Here is an 18,036-nt window from a genome sequence, read left to right as displayed (position 1 = left end):
TGGGTAGCGCGATAGATCGTTTGGTTCAACCAACTGCGGAGAGGCGCAAAACCTTCAGTTCAGCGCAACAAGCAATAACCTGTTCTCATCCCTTGAACGGTCGGCCCAGCGCCGTTCAAGCCGGCATCGGCTTATTGTCATTCAAGGCAAAGAAGCCGCGCAGCAAGCGGTAGGCCTTCCACAGCCAGGCTACGCCCCACACCAGGTAGGCGAGCGGAATCCCCACCACGGTGGCGAACAGCAGGCCGCCGAGGATCATCCAGACGACATACCACCAGAAGGACCGTATCTGCCAGGTATGGTGGCTGTAGACAAAGGTCCCCGCCGCGTCATCGCGCTTGAGGTAGCTGACGATCAGCGGGATCCAGCCAAAGGCGCCCATCGAAAACACCAGGCTGGCGGCATGAAACAGGTAAAGCCACCAGGCAAGGTTCTTGCGCGACTGCAACTGCGTATCGAGTACCAGCTCCTGCATCATCTGCGGCCTCCATGGTCGTGCCTGGCGTTATTGCGCAAGCAGGGCCAAGATGCCGTCCAGACCGGAAAAATTCAAGGCAACATCGGCTTGCGCGCGAACAACCGGCTTGGCGCGATACGCCACCGACAGGCCCGCCACCGACATCATCTTCAGGTCATTCGCGCCGTCGCCCATCACGATGGCTTGCCGGGTCGGGATGCCGAGTTCGGCGCAGACACGCTCCACGGTGCGCTTTTTTTCCTCGGCATCGACGATGCCGCCCACCACCTTGCCGGTCAGGCGGCCGTCCACCACTTCCAGCACATTGGCATGGCTGTAGTCGAGATGGAGCCGCTGCCGCACCCGGTCGGTGAAGAAGGTGAAGCCGCCGGATACAAGAAGGGTCTTGACGCCGGCGGCATGGGCGGCGGAAATCAGCGCCTCGGCGCCGGGCGAGAACTTCAGCCGTTCGTCATACACCTTTTGCAGCGCGCCCGCATCCAGGCCTTCCAGCAGCGCCACGCGGCGCGTCAGGCTTTCCGCGAATTCGATCTCGCCTCGCATCGCTGCCTCGGTGATGGCCGCCACCTGCGGCTTCAGGCCCTGCATGTCGGCGATTTCGTCGATGCATTCGATGGTGATCACGGTCGAGTCCATGTCCATGGCCAGCAAGCCGAAGTCGGCCAGCTGCCTGCCGGGTACGATGAAGGTGGCATCCAGCCTGGCCTGCAGGCTGTCTTCCTCGATCTGGCTGCGTACCGCCGGGCTGTCGGTCACGTCGATGCAGCGCCATGCGTGAGCGTGGATCTGCTCGATGCGGGCCGGACGGGACGGGGCGGACAGCCTGTCGATGGTTGCGCGGTCGGTGCTGCCTTGGAAAATCAGGTTCATAAGCTATGGAAAGTGGATGGATGGTTCAGCCCACCAGCGAGCGCAGGGTGGACTTCACCTGCTGCACGCGGGCGGAAAGGTCGGGCATGTTGGCGGTAATGCGCAGCTTGTCCTGGCCGTTGAGCTTGATGTGGCGGTTCTTCTGGATCAGCTCGATGATGCGCATTGCATCCACCGGCGGATTCGGCTCGAACTGTAAAAGCGCCGATTCCGCATGCGCGTCGATCTTGACGATGCCCAGCGGCTTGGCGGCGATGCGCAGCCTGTGGGTCTCGATCAGTGCGCGCGCCGGATCGGGCATCTTGCCGAAGCGATCGATCAGTTCTTCCTGCAGGTCGTCCACGGCTTCCTGGCTGTTGCAGTTGGCCAGGCGCTTGTACAGCGACAGCCGCTCATGGACGTCGCCGCAAAAGTCATTGGGCAGCAGCGCCGGCACATGCAAATTGATCTCGGTAGTGGTCGACAGCGGTGCGGCGAGGTCGGGCTCCTTGCCATTCTTCAGCGAGCGCACCGCCGCATTGAGCATGTCGGAATACATCTGGAAGCCGACCTCGATCATCTCGCCCGACTGGCTTTCCCCCAGCACTTCGCCGGCGCCGCGGATCTCCAGGTCATGCATGGCCAGGTAGAAGCCGCTGCCCAGTTCCTCCATCTGCTGGATGGCGTCGAGCCGGCGCTGGGCCAGCTTGGTCAGGCCTTGCACGTCATTGACCAGCAGGTAGGCATAGGCCTGGTGATGGGAGCGGCCGACACGCCCGCGCAGCTGGTGCAGCTGCGCCAGGCCGAACTTGTCGGCACGGTGCATGACGATGGTATTGGCGCTCGGCACGTCGATGCCGGTTTCGATGATGGTGGTGCACAGCAGGATGTTGAAGCGCTGCGCCACGAAGTCGCGCATCACCTTTTCCAGGTCGCGCTCATGCATCTGGCCATGGGCCACGCCGATGCGGGCTTCTGGCATCAGCGCTTCCAGCATGGCCTTGCGGTTTTCGATGGTCTCGACCTCGTTGTGCAGGAAGTAGACCTGGCCGCCGCGCTTGAGTTCGCGCAGGCAGGCCTCGCGGATCACGCCTTCGGACTCGCTGCGCACGAAGGTCTTGATCGCCAGCCGCTTCTGCGGCGCGGTGGCGATCACGGAAAAGTCGCGCAATCCTTCCAGCGCCATGCCCAGCGTGCGCGGGATCGGCGTGGCGGTCAGGGTCAGCACATCGACCTCGGCCCGCAATGCCTTCAGCGCTTCCTTCTGGCGCACGCCGAAGCGGTGCTCCTCGTCGATGATCACCAGGCCGAGGCGCGCGAACTTCACGTCGCCCGACAGCAGCTTGTGGGTCCCGATCACGATGTCCACCGTGCCATCGGCCATGCCCTTGATCGCCTGGCTGACTTCCTTGCCGGTGCGAAAGCGCGACAGCTCGGCAATCTTGACCGGCCAGTCGGCGAAGCGGTCGGCGAAGGTCTGCGCATGCTGCTCGGCCAGCAGCGTGGTGGGCGCCAGGATCGCCACCTGCTTGCCGCCCAGCACCGCGACGAAGGCGGCGCGCAACGCGACCTCGGTCTTGCCGAAGCCGACGTCGCCGCAGATCAGGCGGTCCATCGGCTTGCCGCTGGTCATGTCCTGGATGACGGCATTGATCGCGGCCGCCTGGTCCGGGGTTTCCTCGAAGCCGAAGCTTTCGGCGAAGGCGACATAGTCATGCGCCGAGTATTCGAAGGCATGGCCCTGGCGCACCGCCCGGCGGGCATACAGGTTCAGCAGTTCGGCGGCGGTATCGCGCACCTGCTGCGCGGCCCGCCGCTTGGCCTTGTCCCACTGGCCCGAGCCCAGCGCATGCAGCGGCGCGTCCTCCGGCGATGCGCCGGAATAGCGCGAGATCACATGCAGCTGCGACACCGGCACGTACAGCTTGGTCTCCTTCGCATATTCCAGGTGCAGGAATTCGGTCTCGCCTTCGCCGAGGTCCATGCTGATCAGGCCCATGTAGCGGCCTATGCCATGGTTGACATGCACCACCGGGTCGCCGATCTTGAGTTCGGACAGGTCGCGCACCATGGCCTCGACCTGGGTCGCGGCTTCCTGGCGCTTGCGGCCGGCCCTGCGGCCCGAGCCGGCGTACAGCTCGGTTTCGGTGATGAAGGCGTACGGCCCGAGTTCGGGCGCCAGTTCGAAACCGGCATGCAGCGGCGCCACGCCCAGCATCACCGGCGCGGATGACGTGATGAAGTCCTGGTAGCCCTCGCACAGCGACAGCGGCAGGTTGTATTCGCTGAAGTACTGCTGCAGGGTCTCGCGCCGGCCGCTGCTCTCGGCGCAGATCATCACCCGCCTGTCGGTGCGGTCGAGGTAGCCGCGCAGGTTTGCCAGCGGGTCGTCCATGCGCCGGTTCACCGCCAGGTTGGGCAGCGGCGCCGACAGCTCGGAAGGCGCATCGTCATATTGCAGCGTCAGGCGGCCATGCGCCTTGGCCAGGGTGAAGAAATCCTCGTCGCTCAGGAACAGCGCCTGCGGCTCCAGCAGCGGCCGTTCGCGGTCGCTTTTCAGGAAGCGGTAGCGCGACTGGGTGTCGTTCCAGAAACGCTTGATGGCGCCGTCGATGTCGCCCAGCAGGGCAATGGTGGTTTTTTCGGGAAGGTATTGGAACAGCGTGGCGGTCTGGTCGAAGAACAGCGGCAGGTAGTATTCGATGCCGGCTGACGCGATGCCATTGCCGATGTCCTTGTAGATCGCCGAGCGCGTGGGGTCGCCTTCGAACACCTCGCGCCAGCGTCCGCGGAACGCGGTGCGGGATGCTTCGTCCATCGGAAATTCGCGGCCAGGCAGCAGGCGCACCTCGCGCACCGGATACAGCGAGCGCTGGGTATCGGCATCGAAGGTGCGGATGGTTTCGATGGTGTCGCCGAACAGGTCGATCCGATAGGGCAGCACCGAGCCCATCGGGAACAGGTCGATCAGGCCGCCCCGCACCGAGTATTCGCCGGGCGACATCACCTGGCTGACATGGGTGTATCCCGCCAGCGTGAGCTGCGACTTCAGCCTTGCCTCGTCGAGAATTTCACCCTGCTTGAAGAAGAAGGTATAGGCGGCGAGAAAGGAGGGCGGCGCCATGCGGGTCAGGGCCGTGGTGGCGGGCACGATCAGCACGTCGCACTGGCCGTTCTGCAATTCATGCAGGGTCGCCAGCCGCTCCGACACCAGGTCCTGGTGCGGCGAGAACGCGTCATACGGCAGGGTTTCCCAGTCCGGCAGCAGGTGGCAGCGCAAGGCATCCTGGCTATCGTCGCCACGGAACCACGGTATCTCGTTCTGCAGGCGCTGGGCATCGCCGGCATTGGCGACCACCACCGCCAGGGTCTGGCCGCGCGCCTTCAGCGTCAGCGCGGCCTGCGCCAGCAGATAGGCATCGGCCGAGCCGTGGACGGCGGGAAGCGCAAAGCGGGAGCCGGGTTTGGGAAGAATGTGCTTGAGGTCAAATGGCATTGGAAGGCGGTATCGGGAGTGCCATGTCAATGAAGTGGCGCAGGGCCGCTGATTTGACAGTGAAAAGAGTTGCGATTATAAACCAAGCATCTTTTTTCCATTGCCGGCCACATGCGCCGCCCGGCGCCCCTACCATGATTCCTCCCCGGTACTTTGCCCTGATTCCCGCCGCCGGCGTCGGCGCGCGCATGGGTGCCGCCATGCCCAAGCAATATGCAAGGCTGGCCGGCAAGCCCATGCTGCGTCATGTGCTGGAAACCTTCGCGGGCATGGACGCCATCACCCATACCTTCGCGGTGGTGGGCGGCAGCGACGGCTACATCGATGACCTCATGCGCGACGGGCCCAGCCTGGCGGGGCGCGTGACCATCGTGCGCGATGGCGGCGACACCCGCCGGCAGTCGGTGCTCAACGGCCTGCTGGCAATGCGCCCGCAGATTGCCGACGACGAATGGGTGCTGGTGCATGATGCGGCCCGGCCCGGACTCAGCGCCGGCCTTGCCGGCCGCCTGATCGACGCCCTGCGGGCCGACGAGGTTGGCGGCCTGCTGGCGCTGCCCGTCGTCGATACCCTGAAGCGCAGCGACGGCGCTGGACGGGTCGACGCCACCGTGCCGCGTGATGGCCTGTGGGCCGCGCAGACGCCGCAGATGTTCCGTTACGGCCTGCTCAGGAAAGCGCTGGAGGCGGCAGCGGAAGTGACCGACGAGGCCAGCGCCATCGAAGCCCTGGGCCTGACGCCGCGGCTGGTGCCCGGCAGCGCACGCAACATCAAAGTCACGCTGCCGGACGATCTCGCCCTGGCTGAACTCTATCTGAAAGCATTGAATGACTGACATGAACATGCCGCCGTTTCGCATCGGACAAGGCTACGACTGCCATGCGCTGGTGAGCGGGCGCAGGCTCGTGATCGGCGGCGTCACGATACCGCATGCCACCGGGCTGCTCGGGCACTCCGACGCCGATGTGCTGCTGCATGCGCTGACCGATGCGCTCCTGGGCGCCGCCGGGCTGGGCGACATCGGGCGGCACTTTCCCGATACCGCGGCCGAATTCGCCGGCGCGGATTCCCGCGTGCTGTTGCGCGAAGCTGTCGGGCGCGTCCGCGCAGCCGGCTATGTGGTCGGCAATGTCGATGCCACCATCATAGCCCAGGCCCCGAAAATGGCGCCGCATATCCCGGCCATGGTGGCCAACGTCGCTGCCGATCTGGGCGTTGCCGTCGGCCAGGTGAATATCAAGGCCAAGACCAATGAGCGGCTGGGCTACCTGGGGCGCGAGGAAGGCATCGCCGCGGAGGCGATTGCCTTGTTGTATCGCGGCTAGGCGATTGCACTGCTGAAGGCGTTGAGCCTTTCGTCGTGCAGGCTCCTGGATTTCAGGTCCTGGCGGCGGGCGCAAGCTGGAACACGATGCGGGCCAGCAGGCCGCCCTGGTCGCGGTTGGACAGGCGCAGCGTGGCACCGTGGCGCTGTACCACCCGTTCCACGATGGCCAGCCCAAGCCCGGCGCCATTGGCCTGGCTGCGCGCGCTGTCGAGGCGGGTGAATGGCCGCAGCAGCTGTTCCAGCTCGCTGTCGGGCACGCCGGTGCCGCGGTCGCCGACTTCCAGCACCGCTTTGTCGCCGTCGCGCCAGCAGCGGATATCGATGTCGGTGCGGCTGCTTCCCGGCGTCTTGCCGTAGCGGCGGGCATTCTCGATCAGGTTGTTGACGACGCGCCGCAGGTCGATCCCGTTGCCCAGCACTTCCAGGCCGCTCGTTACATCCGAGAAGATCTGCACGTCGGGCAGTCGCGATGCTTCGCGGGCAATGTCCATGATCAGCGCCGACAGTTCGACCGGCTGGCGCACTTCCTCGCCGGCCGGGCGGGCGTAGTCCAGGAACTGGCCGATGATGGCATCCATTTGCGCCAGGTCGGACTGCATGCCGGCGCGGGCGTCGTCGCTCAGCTTGGCCATTTCCACTTCCAGCAGCATGCGCGAGATCGGGGTGCGCAGGTCGTGCGAAATGCCGGCCAGGATCAGGGTGCGGTCGGACTCGACCCGATTCAGGTCCACTACCATCTGGTTGAAGCTGCCATTGGCCTCGCGGATCTCGGTGGGGCCGCGCTCGGGCAGCGGCGCCGGCTGCTGGCCGCGGCCGATCGCCCGTGCCGCCTGGGTCAGGCGCGCCAGCGGCAGGTTGATCAGCCGGCTGATGAAGGCCGCGCCAGTCAGGGACAGCAGCAGCGTGATCGTGGCCCAGCCCAGCAACTGGATGCCGGAAGTGCGTTCGATGCGCTCCCGGTCCAGCGTGAGCCAGTAGTCGTCGTCATCGATGGTGAAACTGATCCAGAAGCCCGGAATGTCATTGACCGAGCCGGCGAAACGGGTTTCGATGCCCAGCCGCGAGCGCACCATGGACTGGATCAGCGGCATCAATGTGCTGTCCTGCGGCGGCGTGACCTTGTCGTTTTCCTCGCGCGGATAGACCCGGATACCTTCATTGCTGGCAAGGTCGAACAGCAGCTCGCGGCGCGACGACGGCGCCGAGTGGAGCAGGGCGGAGCGGGTAATCGTGACGATGGACGCGACCTGGGTCGCAATCTGCTCGGCGCGTGGCGTGCGTTCGACGATCCGGAAACTGATCACCCATGCCGCCATGCTGGCCGCGATCAGGAATGACAACAGGAAAAAGGTACGCCAGTAGAGCCCGCTGGTCAGCCAGGCGAACCGCGCCGGCTTGGCTAGCATGGAACCGCGAGCGCACGCTTCAACGTGGCTGTCCTTCCGGAATGAATACATAGCCCAGGCCCCAGACCGTCTGGATATACAGGGGATTGGACGGGTCCGGCTCGATCAGCTTGCGCAGCCGCGAGATCTGCACGTCGAGGCTGCGGTCGAATACCTCGTATTCACGGCCACGCGCCAGTTCCATCAGCTTTTCACGCGACAGCGGCTGGCGGGCATGGCGCGCGAAGACTTTCAGGACCGAAAATTCGCCGGTCGTCAGGGAGATGTTCTGGCCGTTCTTCTTCAGAGTGCGTGTGCCGAGGTCAAGCACGAAATCGCCGAAGGTAAAGGTTTGCGGCGTTTCCGACGGCGCCCCGGGTGCTTCCTCCGGGCCGCGCCGGCGCAGCACCGCGCTGATGCGCGCCACCAGCTCGCGGGGATTGAACGGCTTGGGCAAGTAGTCGTCCGCGCCCATTTCCAGGCCGACGATGCGGTCCACATCCTCGCCCTTGGCGGTCAGCATGATGATGGGCGTCTGGTCGCCCGCGCCGCGCAGCCGGCGGCAGATGGACAGGCCGTCCTCGCCCGGCAGCATCAGGTCAAGCACCAGAAGGTCGTAGCGCTCGCGCAGCCACAGCTTGTTCATCGCCTGGGCGTTTTCCGCCGTCACGACATTGAAGCCCTGCTCGGCCAGGTAGCGGCGCAGCAGGTCGCGCAGGCGGATGTCATCATCCACGACCAGAATCTTGGCCTGATGGGAATTGGTGTGGCTCGTCTGCATGCCAGAAAGGTTTGTCGTATTCATTTTGCTATGGTAACGTCAGGCGCGCGGCCGGTTAAGGATGTTTTCTCCAAGCATTACAAAGTGTTACACACTTTACCGGATCCAAGTTCGGACATTGAGCAAACCGACATACACTTTTGACCTGTGACGACATGCGTCGGTGCCTGACATCCCGAAAGAATTCATGATGAGAAAAACGCTGGAAAAAGCCTGCCTGTCCTTACTCCTGATTACAGGCGCGGTGACGGGGCTGACTCAGCAACGGGACCAGGATCCGCGCCAGGCCCGGGATGAAAGACACCAGCCTGCCGATCCCCGTGGCCAGCGTCCCGAGGGGGACCGCGGCGGCCGCGATGGCCGCAGCCAGGCCGAGCAACCGCGCCAGGGCCGGCTCTCCCCCGAGGAACGCCAGGCCTTGCGTCGCCAGATCGATGAAGCAGGGCACGACATCTACCGTTCCCGTCGTTGAAGAACGCAGCATTCAGTTTTTCCAGGGCCGCGCTGCTTCCCATTCCTTCCAGGCCCTGGCCGCGGCCAGGCATTCCGGTAAATCATAGAACTTGCCTCTGATGGCCGCGCCGCGAGGGCCCCTGAAGGTGTCCCCGTAGGTGCTCATCTCCAGCCTGCAGTCCTGTTCGGGATTGGCGAGATAGCGCCTTTCTGCCACGCATCGGCGCGCCATCTCTTCCCGGATCGGCGCCAAGCGCTTGGCCCGGGCCTCTTCGCATTGCTGATCGAGAGCGCGCAGGCGCGCTTCGTCGTCCGCAGCGCCGGCCCAGCTGGCAAAGAGGGGAAAACTAAGCAGGCACAGAAGCGGCAACTTGCTCATGCATCCTGCTCCAGCTGGATTTCCATTTGCGGCACCATCGGAGTCGACCGACCGGTGGCACTGTTGGCGTCGTATTCAGAAGTCCAGCGCCTTGACCATTTGCTGAATTCGTCGGCCGGAATAGGCCGGCTCATATAGTAACCCTGGCCGCTGTCGCAGCCCATCTCAGAAAGCAGATTCCAGACTTGCCTGGTCTCGATGCCCTCGGCAACTACCCGCAGGCCCATGTTGTGCCCCAGATCAACCGTGGAGCGGACGATCTTGGCGTCATTGGCGTCATGCTCCATGTTCTTCACGAAAGACTTGTCGATCTTCAGTTCATGCACCGGCAACTGCTTGAGGTAGGCCAGCGAGGAATAGCCGGTGCCGAAATCATCGATCGACAGTTGGGCGCCCAGCGCATGCAGGCTGTTGAGCGTGTTCTGCGCACGCAAGGGATCATCCATGATCGCGCTCTCGGTGATTTCCAGGCAGAAGGAGGATGCATCAACATTGTGCCTGCGCAGGATCGCCATGAATTTTTCCGCAAGGTCCTGATCCATCAGGTCGCGCGCTGAAATATTGACCGAGATCCGCGGATGCAGGCCTTCGTCGGCCAGGCGGGCGCAGAGTGCCGCAGCCTGGTCCAGTATCCACAACGTCAGTACGCGGATGAAGCCGGTCTGCTCGGAAAACGGGATGAACTGGTCCGGGAACACCATGCCGCGCTCCGGGTGTACCCAGCGCACCAGGGCTTCCAGCCCATGCACTTCGCCCATGTCGAGCGACAGCTTGGGTTGCACGTAGAGGCGCAACTCGTTGTGGTCGACTGCATGGCGGAGCTCGCTGAGCAGCGACAGGCTCTGCTGGCTGCTTTCGTCGTAGGCCGGGTCATACACCACCGCCTGGTTTCCGCTGCGCTTGGCCACGTGCATCGCCACTTCGACATGGCTCAGCAGCGACTCGGCATCCTGGGCGTGCTCCGGGAAGGCGGCGATGCCGATGCCCGCGCCGAGGTCGACTGCCTGGTCGTCCAGGGAGATCGGCGTCTCAAGTGACTTGAGCACGCGGCTTGCCACAGCCATGGCGTCGGCGAGTGTTGCGTCAACAAGCATGATCGCGAATTCATCGCCCCCAAGCCGCGCGATGTTTGCGCCATCCACGCCGGCATGCTCAACCAGCCTGTTGCCGACCTTGCGCAGCAGCGCATCGCCAAAGCCATGGCCCATCACATCATTTACATTCTTGAATCGATCCAGATCCATCATCAGGATGTGGCAACTCTGTGCCGTCTCCAGCGCATGGGCAAGCTTGCGGGTGAATTGCGCCCTGTTGGGCAGGTCGGTCAATGCATCCCAGTAAGCCAGTTTATGGATCTCCATTTCACGTTTGCTGATGCCATTGCGCATTGAGGCAAACGCATTCGACAGCTCGAGTATCTCTTCGCCGCCGCTGGAGGGAATCGGCCCGTCATAGTCGCCAGCGCCCAACCTGCGCGCGGTACTGGTCAGTTCGCGCAATGGGCCGGTAATGCGCCGCGCGGTGAGCACGCTGAAGATGGCGGCGATGACGATCACGCCTGCGGTCAGCACCAGCAACATCATCTGCAGCGCATCGTAGGGCGCGGTGGCAGCCGCCACTGAGCGCTGCAGGACCGCGACCGCGGTTTGCGTCCTGGTGCTTGCCAGGTCGACCACGGAACCCCTGTAGGCGCCATCGTTCCCGGCGATATCCAGGCTGGCGTCGCGGGAAATGCCGCGCGCATCCATGGTGCGCAAGAGACTGACGGTATTTTGCGAGGCAAGCGTGGTGGCACTGAGCTGCCACTTGCCTTGCGCCGATCGCGTAAGGAAGCTTACTTCCAGCGAAGACAGATCACGCATGTCGTTGGCGAGCCGCTGGTCAATCGGGAAAGCCATCGCGACCCAGCCCACCACGACAGGCGCCTTGACGGGTACGACAACGATCTGAAACGGCGCGTGATCGACAATGCCAGTCCCTACTGCACTGCCTTCTCGTGCGGCCACGTCCACCAGATCAAGGATCAGCCGCTGCACATCAGCGGAAACCGACTGTGCCGGTCCGGTTCGCATGGCACGCCCGACATCGACCAGCACAGTCACCGATGCCCCGATGCGCTCGCCATGATTGGTCAGCACCGAGCCTATCGTTTCTTCGTCGCGGCTTGCGATGGCGGAAAGAAATCCGTAGTCCTTGGCCAGAAGCTGTGCTCCTTGCGTGAACATTTCAGCATTCTGCCGCAGCAGCCGATGGAAAACCCTTTCCCCGACAGCCACTTCTTCTGCGATGAGGGCACGTCCGTTCCGTTCAATCGCACTGTTGATGATGAAATAGGTGGCAAGCTGCACCCCAAGCACCAGAACGAGAAGCAAGGCGACAATGCGTCTTTCAAGGCTTTTGAACATGGGATGATCAATGCGGTTTGCTGTCGGCACCAGGCTTCATCGCAATGCTGACAGCAACGTCTTGTCTGGCGATCGTCATTTCCGACTCCGGCATCGTGGCACCTGCCAGAACTTGAGGATGCCAGGCCTTGAGCTTGTATTTTCCGACGGGCAAGTCGGTGATGCGTACTTTCCCAGCGTCATCCGTCTTGCCAAAGTATGGCGTATTAACGACCTGGATATAAGCGACCATCCGGTCATGGATGTTGCAGCCGATCACCACTGTCCCCGGCTTATCGAACAGGACAGGGTTGCCTGGTGTTCCGGAATAAAGCTTGAGTTCGAAGGGTTTGGCAGGAGAGAAGGAATAGACATGGTGCCGTACCGTATCGTTATTTGGAAAGGCAATCTCGGAACCCGTTTGTACTATTGTCATCAACGGCATGAACTTACGGTTCTTTTGTTCGATCTCTGCCATTCTTGAACGCGCTGGTGAGACGCCAGCCACGGACTCAACGTAGACCGCTGCATCTGCCAGGGGATTGCCTTGGGTATCTCTGACATCGATGTCTATAGAAGCAGCGAAGAGGGCGCTTGACAGGGTCAGGCTGCAGGCGGCAAGCGCAAAGGGAGTGAACGTCAGCTTCATCGTTGTGCTATATGCTTTATATATCGCAGTAAATCACCGCAATAATTGTCCATTGGAAATATTTCTCCAATGTACCATATGTTGCGTTAACTTGATGAATCAACGGCGTTCAGCGGAAAATCAGGGTGCCAATCCAATGCTGCCTGCGTATCCTGATGGAGTCCGCCGCGTCCCGCATGCTTGTTTTGAGTCTGGCTATTGCACGACAGAATCGCGCAGCTTCACAAGCTTTTTAACTGCTGCTATAATTAGTGTCTCGCGGCTGTAGCTCAGCTGGATAGAGTACTTGGCTACGAACCAAGGGGTCGTGGGTTCGATTCCTGCCAGCCGCACCAAAACAGAGAAGGGCCAGATCGTTGATCTGGCCCTTTTAGTTTCTAGCGTTGAAAATCTGAACTGGTCTGGCCAGTTTCTCGATGTGGAGAGACAGGTTTGTCAGAAAGTGTCGTGAGCAGACGCCGCAAGCAAAGCATTTTTTAGCGCAACGCCGTTGCAATTAGCGCATTTGGTGGCGTCTTTTCTGTTGGTGGGGCGGTTTGCTTCTGTACATGGAATGCCGGAGCGCCTGGTCGCTGCTGTGGATGCTCCCGACTAATCAGTATGATCGCCGCCAGTGTGAATATGACGATCAGGAAATCGATTTTTAACGCTCTTAAGCGTTTTGCCCGACGGTAGGCACCCAAGTCGTGTTTATTTAAGCTCATATAATTTTCCACAAGGTGACACCATTGTATTTTGGTTCAGCCATGGAAGAAAATTACAACAACTTTCCGACCCGTGCATTTCGAGATAAAGCAAGACTTAAGCAAACACGAGGAAAGCAACTGTGACCCAGAACCCTCCCAAGCCAGCAATCAATAGAATAACAGGCGTGTTGACTTCCCGCCGTGCATGGCTTTGGCTGAACTGCCAATAGTTGCCTGGTTTCATTGCGCCCTCCGGGATCTCGCAGAAGAGTTCGTCATTAGGTATGTCTCTGAAGTAGGACTTTGCAATAAACAGTTTGGTTCACTTGTCACGCGCTGATAAGGCGCAATGATGCAGGAACTCCAATGTCCTACGATGGAAATATCCCATTAGGAGCAACCCTATGAAGTTTATTGAGCATGGCTTTCTTTTTCAGAAACCCGACCCGGATATCAGTCCTTCCATTCCGCCTGCCAACCAACCTCCTGGCACGGCTGCTGACGACGAGGAACTGCCTGTGCCGCCTGTATTTCCCACCGCGTAGATTGATCTTGCCGGGGTAAGGCATGCATACGAACTGGCGCTTTCATGAAATGTGCACTTTGCCTGGCCATGGCACAAGGCCGTCATGATAAGCACGGACACGCCGGCTTGCAGAGTCTGGGCAGGCCTCGGAGATCATGGTTCAGGCAAAAGAATGCCCGCCCTGAATACTTTGTTTGCCGATTGTGTGGAGAAAAATGGATCTTTGAATCAGTAACAGCAGGATTTTCCGAAAATCGCTGGCGCCGATCCTGATGGCATAGGGCAGGCGGCCACTTCAAGCTTGGCTGACAAAACCATTCGCCCTTTCCTACATCCTTACAAGAGTCTGTCCTATATCAGGCTGATAACCATGTCGATACCATATGGACATATTGTGCTTTATTGCAAACTGTTCAATGGAGATACACATGCCGCTGCAAATGGCTTTCGGGATTACCGTGCGCGACATACGGGCCGTACTGGCAAAAAATGCGGGTAAGCTGGTTTGCACATCGGATACGACTATCGAAGTGCTTGCCACAAAACTTTTCCACTCGTTTTCCGAAGAAGAAATGGACGACATTGCCTTGGCTGCTATGGATGCGTTTCTTGAGGACAAACCAGAAGCAGAAGGCGCTCACCGCGCCATCCGGAAAATACTGATCAAGCGCGGCGTGCTGGATGTATCTAGACGTGTCACTGGAAAGCAGACTGTCTCCGCACCCGCGCGCGAAGACATGTTGTTTGCCACTGCGCACAGTTAGGTCTCCCGTTGAGGTAGGGATGCGTATTTCCTGGGAAGGGAAAATCGATCGTTCCTCGTTTTTCCTTCATTTGCCGGGCTCATGCGCAGCACTTTACGCAGATGCATGAGCCTGGACCTACAGCACCATTTAAGAATTCCTCGTAGAACGGCCGGTTTTCTTTCCTTCACATAATGCTGCCACGGCATTACAGCGGACGCGTTATCCCTTCAAATACTTTCTGTATGTAAATTAATTCCGCTGCGTTATGATGGCGAGAATGAGCAATCCCAACGCCTCGGCCGCCGTCACGATGATTGTGGCTTCCACTTTCCTCTTTTCTTCCATGGATGCGGCGACCAAGTATCTGGGCGGCTTCATGTCTGTCGTTCTGGTGCTCTGGTGCAGATACACGATCCAGGCCAGCATCATGGCGGCCGTGGTAGCAAAATTGCGCGGCGCTTCTGGCTTCAGGACCATGCATCCCCGTTTTCAGCTATTGCGGGGCGTGCTGTTGGCATCGATTAGTGTTTTGGCCTTCTTTAGCATGCGCAAGATGCCACTTGCCGAGTTCACGGCAATCATCATGCTGTCCCCGGTATTGATTACTGCCTGTGCTGGATGGCTGTTCAAGGAGCGTATTGGGAAACTGCGCTGGGTTCTGGTTACCACCGGGTTTCTGGGCACGATTGTCGTAATCCGGCCAGGAAGCGGGCTGTTTGGTTGGGTAGTTGTCATTCCGCTTCTGGCAATGGTGATTTCCAGCGGCTATAGCCTGATCACAAGCAAACTGGCTGTACTCGAAAATCCCTATACGACGCAGCTTTACAGTGGCATGACTGGCAGCTTGCTGCTCCTTCCCTTTCTTATTCTTGAGAGAAGAGAATTACTCGATTTCTTTAATGAGGCAAGCGCTTCCCACGCTGGAATGTTGTTCTTGATTGGCATCTTGGGAACAGTGGGCCATTTGCTGCTCATTATGGCGTTCAGCCGGGCTGGCACCTCAAGCCTCATGCCTTTCACCTATGCCCAGATCGGCTTTGCCGGCTTGATGAGCTGGCTATTCTTTGACCACGCGCCCGACTTTTGGGCATGGATAGGAATGCTGATGATCGCAATGAGCGGAGGGGCCACGGCTTGGTTGAATATAAGAAAAAATACATAACCTTTATTCATGGCGCAGCCGCCCACCGCGACATTATTTCAATTCCGTTCCATTTCTGCTTGATGGAAATAAGCCGACAACACCAGTCGGTCGTGGGTGGAAAGGTCGGTGAATTCATAGCCGTGTTTGCATCCACCGCCATTATCACTGGGGACAATTGACCTGAGTATGATGCCGAGATCGACGTATACGGTTTCACCGACTGCATTGATCTTGAATTTAATCCGGCCTCGCTGCCCGACTTCGCCAAACGGATGCTTGATGTTGGCTGAAGCACCACCAAGACTCATGTCAGCAATGACTGCCGCCACGCTTTCTTCCTGATTGTTCATCGAAATAGAAGCAATGATGCTTACCGGTATGCGCGCCCGGTGCCGTATGGTGGCGCAGCTGAGTTCTTTTGGATACGACAGGTGCAAGTAAGGATGGGGAGAATGGACTGACTTTACAACGAACGCACTAAACGCATATGCCTTCTTTCCCGAAAAGGCGCGCACAATGAACATTTGGCTGTCACGAATAAGCACATATTTGTCATCGACAATAGGCATTGTGACCAGGACGGTCCGATTTTTAATATATCCGATAAATCTTGCGGTATATCTTGCAGACAGGCCTTGCTGGTGAAGAAAAAAAGTTTCTCCGACCTGCCACCTTACATCATCCATCAATACTTTTTCATCACTGCCGTGATCCTGCGCAGCGGTTTGAACGGCTGTGGCGGGGCTGCTATCGGTCACGCCTGGCTTGGCTTTTTCAACCCTGCCATCGAATTCGGTCTGCCGAAGATAGCCAGTACCGACCAACGTTGCGATCTGCTCTACAGACTCGATCACAAAGCCTTGTGACAACAACAACTCGCCGTTGGCGGAGTAGATAGAGCGTGGAAGAGCTTTACCAACGCTGAGCAGGTGAGCCGGTACCGGGACCAGGAGATTCGAAGCCATGCTTTCTGTGTGTATTCTCGATCTGTGCAGATTGCAGCAATGAAACCTCGCCATTGTTGCCATTCGCAATGCAAAAAATCCGCTGGCGTCTTGAAGTTTTGCCTACGACGAAATCGTACACGAATTCCACTTGTCTTAAGGAAATTTTTTTCTTTTGGCTTCTTCTGTCGTCAGGAATCGGCTTTTTTCGTGGTTTAAAAGATGCCAGGAAGGATTGTGTCTCTTTGCGGTGGTTACAAGTTGACAGCTACATTAAATCGTGAATCTGATGCGATGATATAAGTTACACTTTCGCGCCAACAAATAGCTAGAGTCGTTAAAGCTGGGAACAGCGATATTAAAACTAATCATGCCGATCACTATTGCTGTCATCGAGGTTCAACCAGAATTTTTGTCCTATCTTACTGAACTCATCCATTCTGACTCTGATTTTTTGCTTGTAGGAACAGCCATAAATGGTCATCAAGGCCTGAAATTGGTTCGTGAAGTTGACGCCGATATTTACTTGCTTGATCTCGCATTGCCGGATTTGAGTGGACTTGATTTGCTTTCTGAAATTACTTCGTTTCGGCCTGATTCAAATGCAATGATTATCAGCAGCTCCGATGATGAGATAAATATTCTTTCAGCAATCGAAAGAGGAGCAGCGGGCTATCTCTTGAAAAGTACTAAGCCGATAGCGTTCATTTCTGCACTGCATGATTTATATGCAGGCGCTTCGCCTCTTAGTCCTGTGGTGGCAAAAAAGCTCATCCATGTTGTCCGGAAACAGAGGTCGGGAAAAAAGAATCAGCCAGCGTCCATGAAACGCCAGGTTTTTGCTGTCTCTGGGATACTGACGGAGCGCGAATGTCAGGTGTTACGTGAACTCGCCCTAGGACTCGCATTTCTGGAAATTGCCGCCAATCTATCTATTTCTTCTCATACAGTGGCTCAACATGTTCGGAATATTTATCGGAAGTTGGGCGTTGGTTCCAGGGGCAAGGCTGTTTATGAGGCGACCAAATTAGGGCTATTGCGCGATTAAAATTCCCGAACCCTTCGTCTTTAATGGGACCCAGACAAGAATTCGACTTTCAAGAACGAGGATATAAGTTACCGAAACGCATGTATTGCGAAGCTAACTCGGTTAGCTGTAAGGAGCAAATGTATACTTGGACTCTGTGGAGTGTGGGACGGGAGTGATGAAAATCTCATGCTGCATGGAACCGGCTTAATGTGTAAGCCTTACCGCAATTGAGATGTCGCAATCGACAATAGATGCCACACGTACGAGTGATTCCGGCCAAACACGTGGGAGCCATATGGCGCATTGAGGAGCGGCGCATCTGACAGAACTTGAAGTGCGCCGCTGATTGCTGCCCGTTAGACAGCCTGGATATTCGCAGCCTGCTTTCCCTTCGCGCCCTGGATTGGGTCGAAGTCAACCCTTTGTCCTTCTTTCAGCGTCTTGAAACCAGGCATTTGTATTGCAGAGTAGTGAGCGAACAGATCTTCTCCGCCGCCATCTGGAGTAATAAAGCCGAAACCCTTGGAGTCGTTAAACCACTTCACGGTGCCAGTTGCCATATCGCGTTCCTATTTCAATGGAAAAATGAGCCCGGCGGAGCAGCAACGCTTTACTGCTAACCGGGAGATTTTGGTACCAATGATTACAACATACTGCTACCAATAGTTGGTAATTGTTGACCCAGACATTCATTTCGGTCAAGAATTTTTTTGGGGCACGCCTGAGTCTATCCACGCTGGATACAGTCACATCGTGAAATTGATTGTGAGGAATAAAA

Annotated in this window: 20 protein-coding genes and 1 tRNA gene; 9 read left to right on the top strand and 12 right to left on the bottom strand. The window is 58.6% G+C overall.

Translation table 11 applies throughout. The annotated features are described in order from the left end of the window. Nucleotides 1–115: 115 nt before the first annotated feature. The 3 genes from KTQ42_RS06960 to mfd are packed head-to-tail and all read right to left on the bottom strand — an operon-like array spanning nucleotide 116 to nucleotide 4,823. Nucleotides 116–478 (bottom strand): hypothetical protein, encoded by a 363-nt coding sequence (locus KTQ42_RS06960; RefSeq protein WP_217344856.1) that lies wholly within the window; start codon nucleotides 476–478, stop codon nucleotides 116–118. 27 nt (nucleotides 479–505) lie between these two features. Next, entirely contained in the window at nucleotides 506–1,348 is an 843-nt protein-coding gene (serB, locus tag KTQ42_RS06955) for a phosphoserine phosphatase SerB (protein ID WP_217344855.1), read from the bottom strand. Nucleotides 1,349–1,373: 25 nt separating this feature from the next. Then, nucleotides 1,374–4,823, bottom strand: a complete 3,450-nt coding sequence (gene mfd, locus KTQ42_RS06950) for a transcription-repair coupling factor (protein ID WP_217344854.1) — start codon at nucleotides 4,821–4,823, stop codon at nucleotides 1,374–1,376. 134 nt (nucleotides 4,824–4,957) lie between these two features. Between mfd and ispD the strand changes: the two genes are divergently transcribed. Continuing rightward, nucleotides 4,958–5,659, top strand: a complete 702-nt coding sequence (gene ispD / locus KTQ42_RS06945; RefSeq protein ID WP_217344853.1) for a 2-C-methyl-D-erythritol 4-phosphate cytidylyltransferase — start codon at nucleotides 4,958–4,960, stop codon at nucleotides 5,657–5,659. 1 nt (nucleotide 5,660) lies between these two features. Next, nucleotides 5,661–6,149 carry a 2-C-methyl-D-erythritol 2,4-cyclodiphosphate synthase gene (ispF, locus tag KTQ42_RS06940; protein WP_217346846.1) on the top strand — a complete coding sequence of 163 codons (489 nt, stop codon included), beginning with the start codon at nucleotides 5,661–5,663 and terminating at the stop codon, nucleotides 6,147–6,149. Nucleotides 6,150–6,201: 52 nt separating this feature from the next. On the opposite strand, the gene KTQ42_RS06935 is transcribed toward ispF, so the two are convergent. Together KTQ42_RS06935 and ompR are read right to left on the bottom strand one after the other, a co-directional pair. Further along, the gene (locus KTQ42_RS06935; RefSeq protein ID WP_217344852.1) at nucleotides 6,202–7,557 is read right to left on the bottom strand and encodes an ATP-binding protein; all 1,356 of its coding nucleotides are present in this window, start codon (nucleotides 7,555–7,557) and stop codon (nucleotides 6,202–6,204) included. Nucleotides 7,558–7,576: 19 nt separating this feature from the next. Beyond that, the gene (ompR, locus tag KTQ42_RS06930; RefSeq protein ID WP_283093259.1) at nucleotides 7,577–8,341 is read right to left on the bottom strand and encodes a two-component system response regulator OmpR; all 765 of its coding nucleotides are present in this window, start codon (nucleotides 8,339–8,341) and stop codon (nucleotides 7,577–7,579) included. 163 nt (nucleotides 8,342–8,504) lie between these two features. Here ompR and KTQ42_RS06925 point away from each other — a divergent pair, with 163 nt between their 5' ends. Next, nucleotides 8,505–8,789 carry a hypothetical protein gene (locus tag KTQ42_RS06925; RefSeq protein WP_217344851.1) on the top strand — a complete coding sequence of 95 codons (285 nt, stop codon included), beginning with the start codon at nucleotides 8,505–8,507 and terminating at the stop codon, nucleotides 8,787–8,789. A 12-nt stretch (nucleotides 8,790–8,801) separates the two neighbouring features. Here KTQ42_RS06925 and KTQ42_RS06920 read toward each other — a convergent pair whose 3' ends face one another. Beyond that, a complete protein-coding gene (locus tag KTQ42_RS06920) occupies nucleotides 8,802–9,149 on the bottom strand; it encodes a hypothetical protein (protein WP_217344850.1) in 348 nt (115 codons plus the stop codon). Continuing rightward, the gene (locus tag KTQ42_RS06915) at nucleotides 9,146–11,374 is read right to left on the bottom strand and encodes an EAL domain-containing protein (RefSeq protein WP_249222671.1); all 2,229 of its coding nucleotides are present in this window, start codon (nucleotides 11,372–11,374) and stop codon (nucleotides 9,146–9,148) included. The genes KTQ42_RS06920 and KTQ42_RS06915 overlap by 4 nt, the downstream gene beginning before the upstream one ends. Between KTQ42_RS06915 and KTQ42_RS23900 the strand changes: the two genes are divergently transcribed. Then, nucleotides 11,363–11,605, top strand: a complete 243-nt coding sequence (locus tag KTQ42_RS23900) for a hypothetical protein (protein WP_249222670.1) — start codon at nucleotides 11,363–11,365, stop codon at nucleotides 11,603–11,605. The genes KTQ42_RS06915 and KTQ42_RS23900 overlap by 12 nt on opposite strands. Here the strand turns inward: KTQ42_RS23900 and KTQ42_RS06910 are convergent. After that, nucleotides 11,562–12,182, bottom strand: a complete 621-nt coding sequence (locus KTQ42_RS06910) for a methylamine utilization protein (RefSeq protein WP_217344848.1) — start codon at nucleotides 12,180–12,182, stop codon at nucleotides 11,562–11,564. The genes KTQ42_RS23900 and KTQ42_RS06910 overlap by 44 nt on opposite strands. 258 nt (nucleotides 12,183–12,440) lie before the next feature. Here KTQ42_RS06910 and KTQ42_RS06905 point away from each other — a divergent pair. Next, nucleotides 12,441–12,517: transfer RNA gene (locus KTQ42_RS06905), tRNA-Arg, on the top strand. Between the two features lie 141 nt (nucleotides 12,518–12,658). On the opposite strand, the gene KTQ42_RS06900 is transcribed toward KTQ42_RS06905, so the two are convergent. Then, entirely contained in the window at nucleotides 12,659–12,886 is a 228-nt protein-coding gene (locus KTQ42_RS06900) for a hypothetical protein (protein WP_217344847.1), read from the bottom strand. Between the two features lie 97 nt (nucleotides 12,887–12,983). Continuing rightward, entirely contained in the window at nucleotides 12,984–13,112 is a 129-nt protein-coding gene (locus tag KTQ42_RS24225) for a hypothetical protein (RefSeq protein WP_283093258.1), read from the bottom strand. A gap of 160 nt (nucleotides 13,113–13,272) precedes the next feature. On the opposite strand from KTQ42_RS24225, the gene KTQ42_RS06895 reads away from it, so the two are divergent. The 3 genes from KTQ42_RS06895 to KTQ42_RS06885 all read left to right on the top strand — a co-directional run bounded on the left by KTQ42_RS06895 (nucleotide 13,273) and on the right by KTQ42_RS06885 (nucleotide 15,302). Further along, nucleotides 13,273–13,413: a hypothetical protein gene (locus KTQ42_RS06895; protein WP_217344846.1), complete on the top strand. Its 141-nt coding sequence runs from the start codon at nucleotides 13,273–13,275 to the stop codon at nucleotides 13,411–13,413. 409 nt (nucleotides 13,414–13,822) lie between these two features. Beyond that, a complete protein-coding gene (locus KTQ42_RS06890) occupies nucleotides 13,823–14,158 on the top strand; it encodes a hypothetical protein (RefSeq protein WP_217344845.1) in 336 nt (111 codons plus the stop codon). Between the two features lie 259 nt (nucleotides 14,159–14,417). After that, nucleotides 14,418–15,302: a DMT family transporter gene (locus tag KTQ42_RS06885; protein WP_217344844.1), complete on the top strand. Its 885-nt coding sequence runs from the start codon at nucleotides 14,418–14,420 to the stop codon at nucleotides 15,300–15,302. Nucleotides 15,303–15,340: 38 nt separating this feature from the next. On the opposite strand, the gene KTQ42_RS06880 is transcribed toward KTQ42_RS06885, so the two are convergent. Further along, nucleotides 15,341–16,249, bottom strand: a complete 909-nt coding sequence (locus tag KTQ42_RS06880; protein ID WP_217344843.1) for a flagellar brake protein — start codon at nucleotides 16,247–16,249, stop codon at nucleotides 15,341–15,343. A 349-nt stretch (nucleotides 16,250–16,598) separates the two neighbouring features. On the opposite strand from KTQ42_RS06880, the gene KTQ42_RS06875 reads away from it, so the two are divergent. Further along, nucleotides 16,599–17,276 carry a response regulator transcription factor gene (locus KTQ42_RS06875; protein WP_217344842.1) on the top strand — a complete coding sequence of 226 codons (678 nt, stop codon included), beginning with the start codon at nucleotides 16,599–16,601 and terminating at the stop codon, nucleotides 17,274–17,276. Nucleotides 17,277–17,614: 338 nt separating this feature from the next. On the opposite strand, the gene KTQ42_RS06870 is transcribed toward KTQ42_RS06875, so the two are convergent. After that, nucleotides 17,615–17,818 (bottom strand): cold-shock protein, encoded by a 204-nt coding sequence (locus KTQ42_RS06870; protein ID WP_217344841.1) that lies wholly within the window; start codon nucleotides 17,816–17,818, stop codon nucleotides 17,615–17,617. Between the last annotated feature and the right edge of the window lie 218 nt (nucleotides 17,819–18,036).

Origin of the sequence: Noviherbaspirillum sp. L7-7A, assembly GCF_019052805.1 — a bacterium.
Lineage (GTDB): Bacteria > Pseudomonadota > Gammaproteobacteria > Burkholderiales > Burkholderiaceae_D > Noviherbaspirillum_A.
Note: the sequence above shows the minus strand (reverse complement) of the source record. Positions and strands in the feature narration are given on the sequence as shown.

Bases quoted from the DNA above. Each gene is read 5' to 3' on its own strand.
- KTQ42_RS06960 (WP_217344856.1), bottom strand. From the start codon at position 478: ATGATGCAGGAGCTGGTACTCGATACGCAGTTGCAGTCGCGCAAGAAC.
- serB (WP_217344855.1), bottom strand. From the start codon at position 1,348: ATGAACCTGATTTTCCAAGGCAGCACCGACCGCGCAACCATCGACAGG.
- mfd (WP_217344854.1), bottom strand. From the start codon at position 4,823: ATGCCATTTGACCTCAAGCACATTCTTCCCAAACCCGGCTCCCGCTTT.
- ispD (WP_217344853.1), top strand. From the start codon at position 4,958: ATGATTCCTCCCCGGTACTTTGCCCTGATTCCCGCCGCCGGCGTCGGC.
- ispF (WP_217346846.1), top strand. From the start codon at position 5,661: ATGAACATGCCGCCGTTTCGCATCGGACAAGGCTACGACTGCCATGCG.
- KTQ42_RS06935 (WP_217344852.1), bottom strand. From the start codon at position 7,557: ATGCTAGCCAAGCCGGCGCGGTTCGCCTGGCTGACCAGCGGGCTCTAC.
- ompR (WP_283093259.1), bottom strand. From the start codon at position 8,341: ATGAATACGACAAACCTTTCTGGCATGCAGACGAGCCACACCAATTCC.
- KTQ42_RS06925 (WP_217344851.1), top strand. From the start codon at position 8,505: ATGATGAGAAAAACGCTGGAAAAAGCCTGCCTGTCCTTACTCCTGATT.
- KTQ42_RS06920 (WP_217344850.1), bottom strand. From the start codon at position 9,149: ATGAGCAAGTTGCCGCTTCTGTGCCTGCTTAGTTTTCCCCTCTTTGCC.
- KTQ42_RS06915 (WP_249222671.1), bottom strand. From the start codon at position 11,374: ATGTTCACGCAAGGAGCACAGCTTCTGGCCAAGGACTACGGATTTCTT.
- KTQ42_RS06910 (WP_217344848.1), bottom strand. From the start codon at position 12,182: ATGAAGCTGACGTTCACTCCCTTTGCGCTTGCCGCCTGCAGCCTGACC.
- KTQ42_RS06900 (WP_217344847.1), bottom strand. From the start codon at position 12,886: ATGAGCTTAAATAAACACGACTTGGGTGCCTACCGTCGGGCAAAACGC.
- KTQ42_RS24225 (WP_283093258.1), bottom strand. From the start codon at position 13,112: ATGAAACCAGGCAACTATTGGCAGTTCAGCCAAAGCCATGCACGGCGG.
- KTQ42_RS06895 (WP_217344846.1), top strand. From the start codon at position 13,273: ATGAAGTTTATTGAGCATGGCTTTCTTTTTCAGAAACCCGACCCGGAT.
- KTQ42_RS06890 (WP_217344845.1), top strand. From the start codon at position 13,823: ATGCCGCTGCAAATGGCTTTCGGGATTACCGTGCGCGACATACGGGCC.
- KTQ42_RS06885 (WP_217344844.1), top strand. From the start codon at position 14,418: ATGAGCAATCCCAACGCCTCGGCCGCCGTCACGATGATTGTGGCTTCC.
- KTQ42_RS06880 (WP_217344843.1), bottom strand. From the start codon at position 16,249: ATGGCTTCGAATCTCCTGGTCCCGGTACCGGCTCACCTGCTCAGCGTT.
- KTQ42_RS06875 (WP_217344842.1), top strand. From the start codon at position 16,599: ATGCCGATCACTATTGCTGTCATCGAGGTTCAACCAGAATTTTTGTCC.
- KTQ42_RS06870 (WP_217344841.1), bottom strand. From the start codon at position 17,818: ATGGCAACTGGCACCGTGAAGTGGTTTAACGACTCCAAGGGTTTCGGC.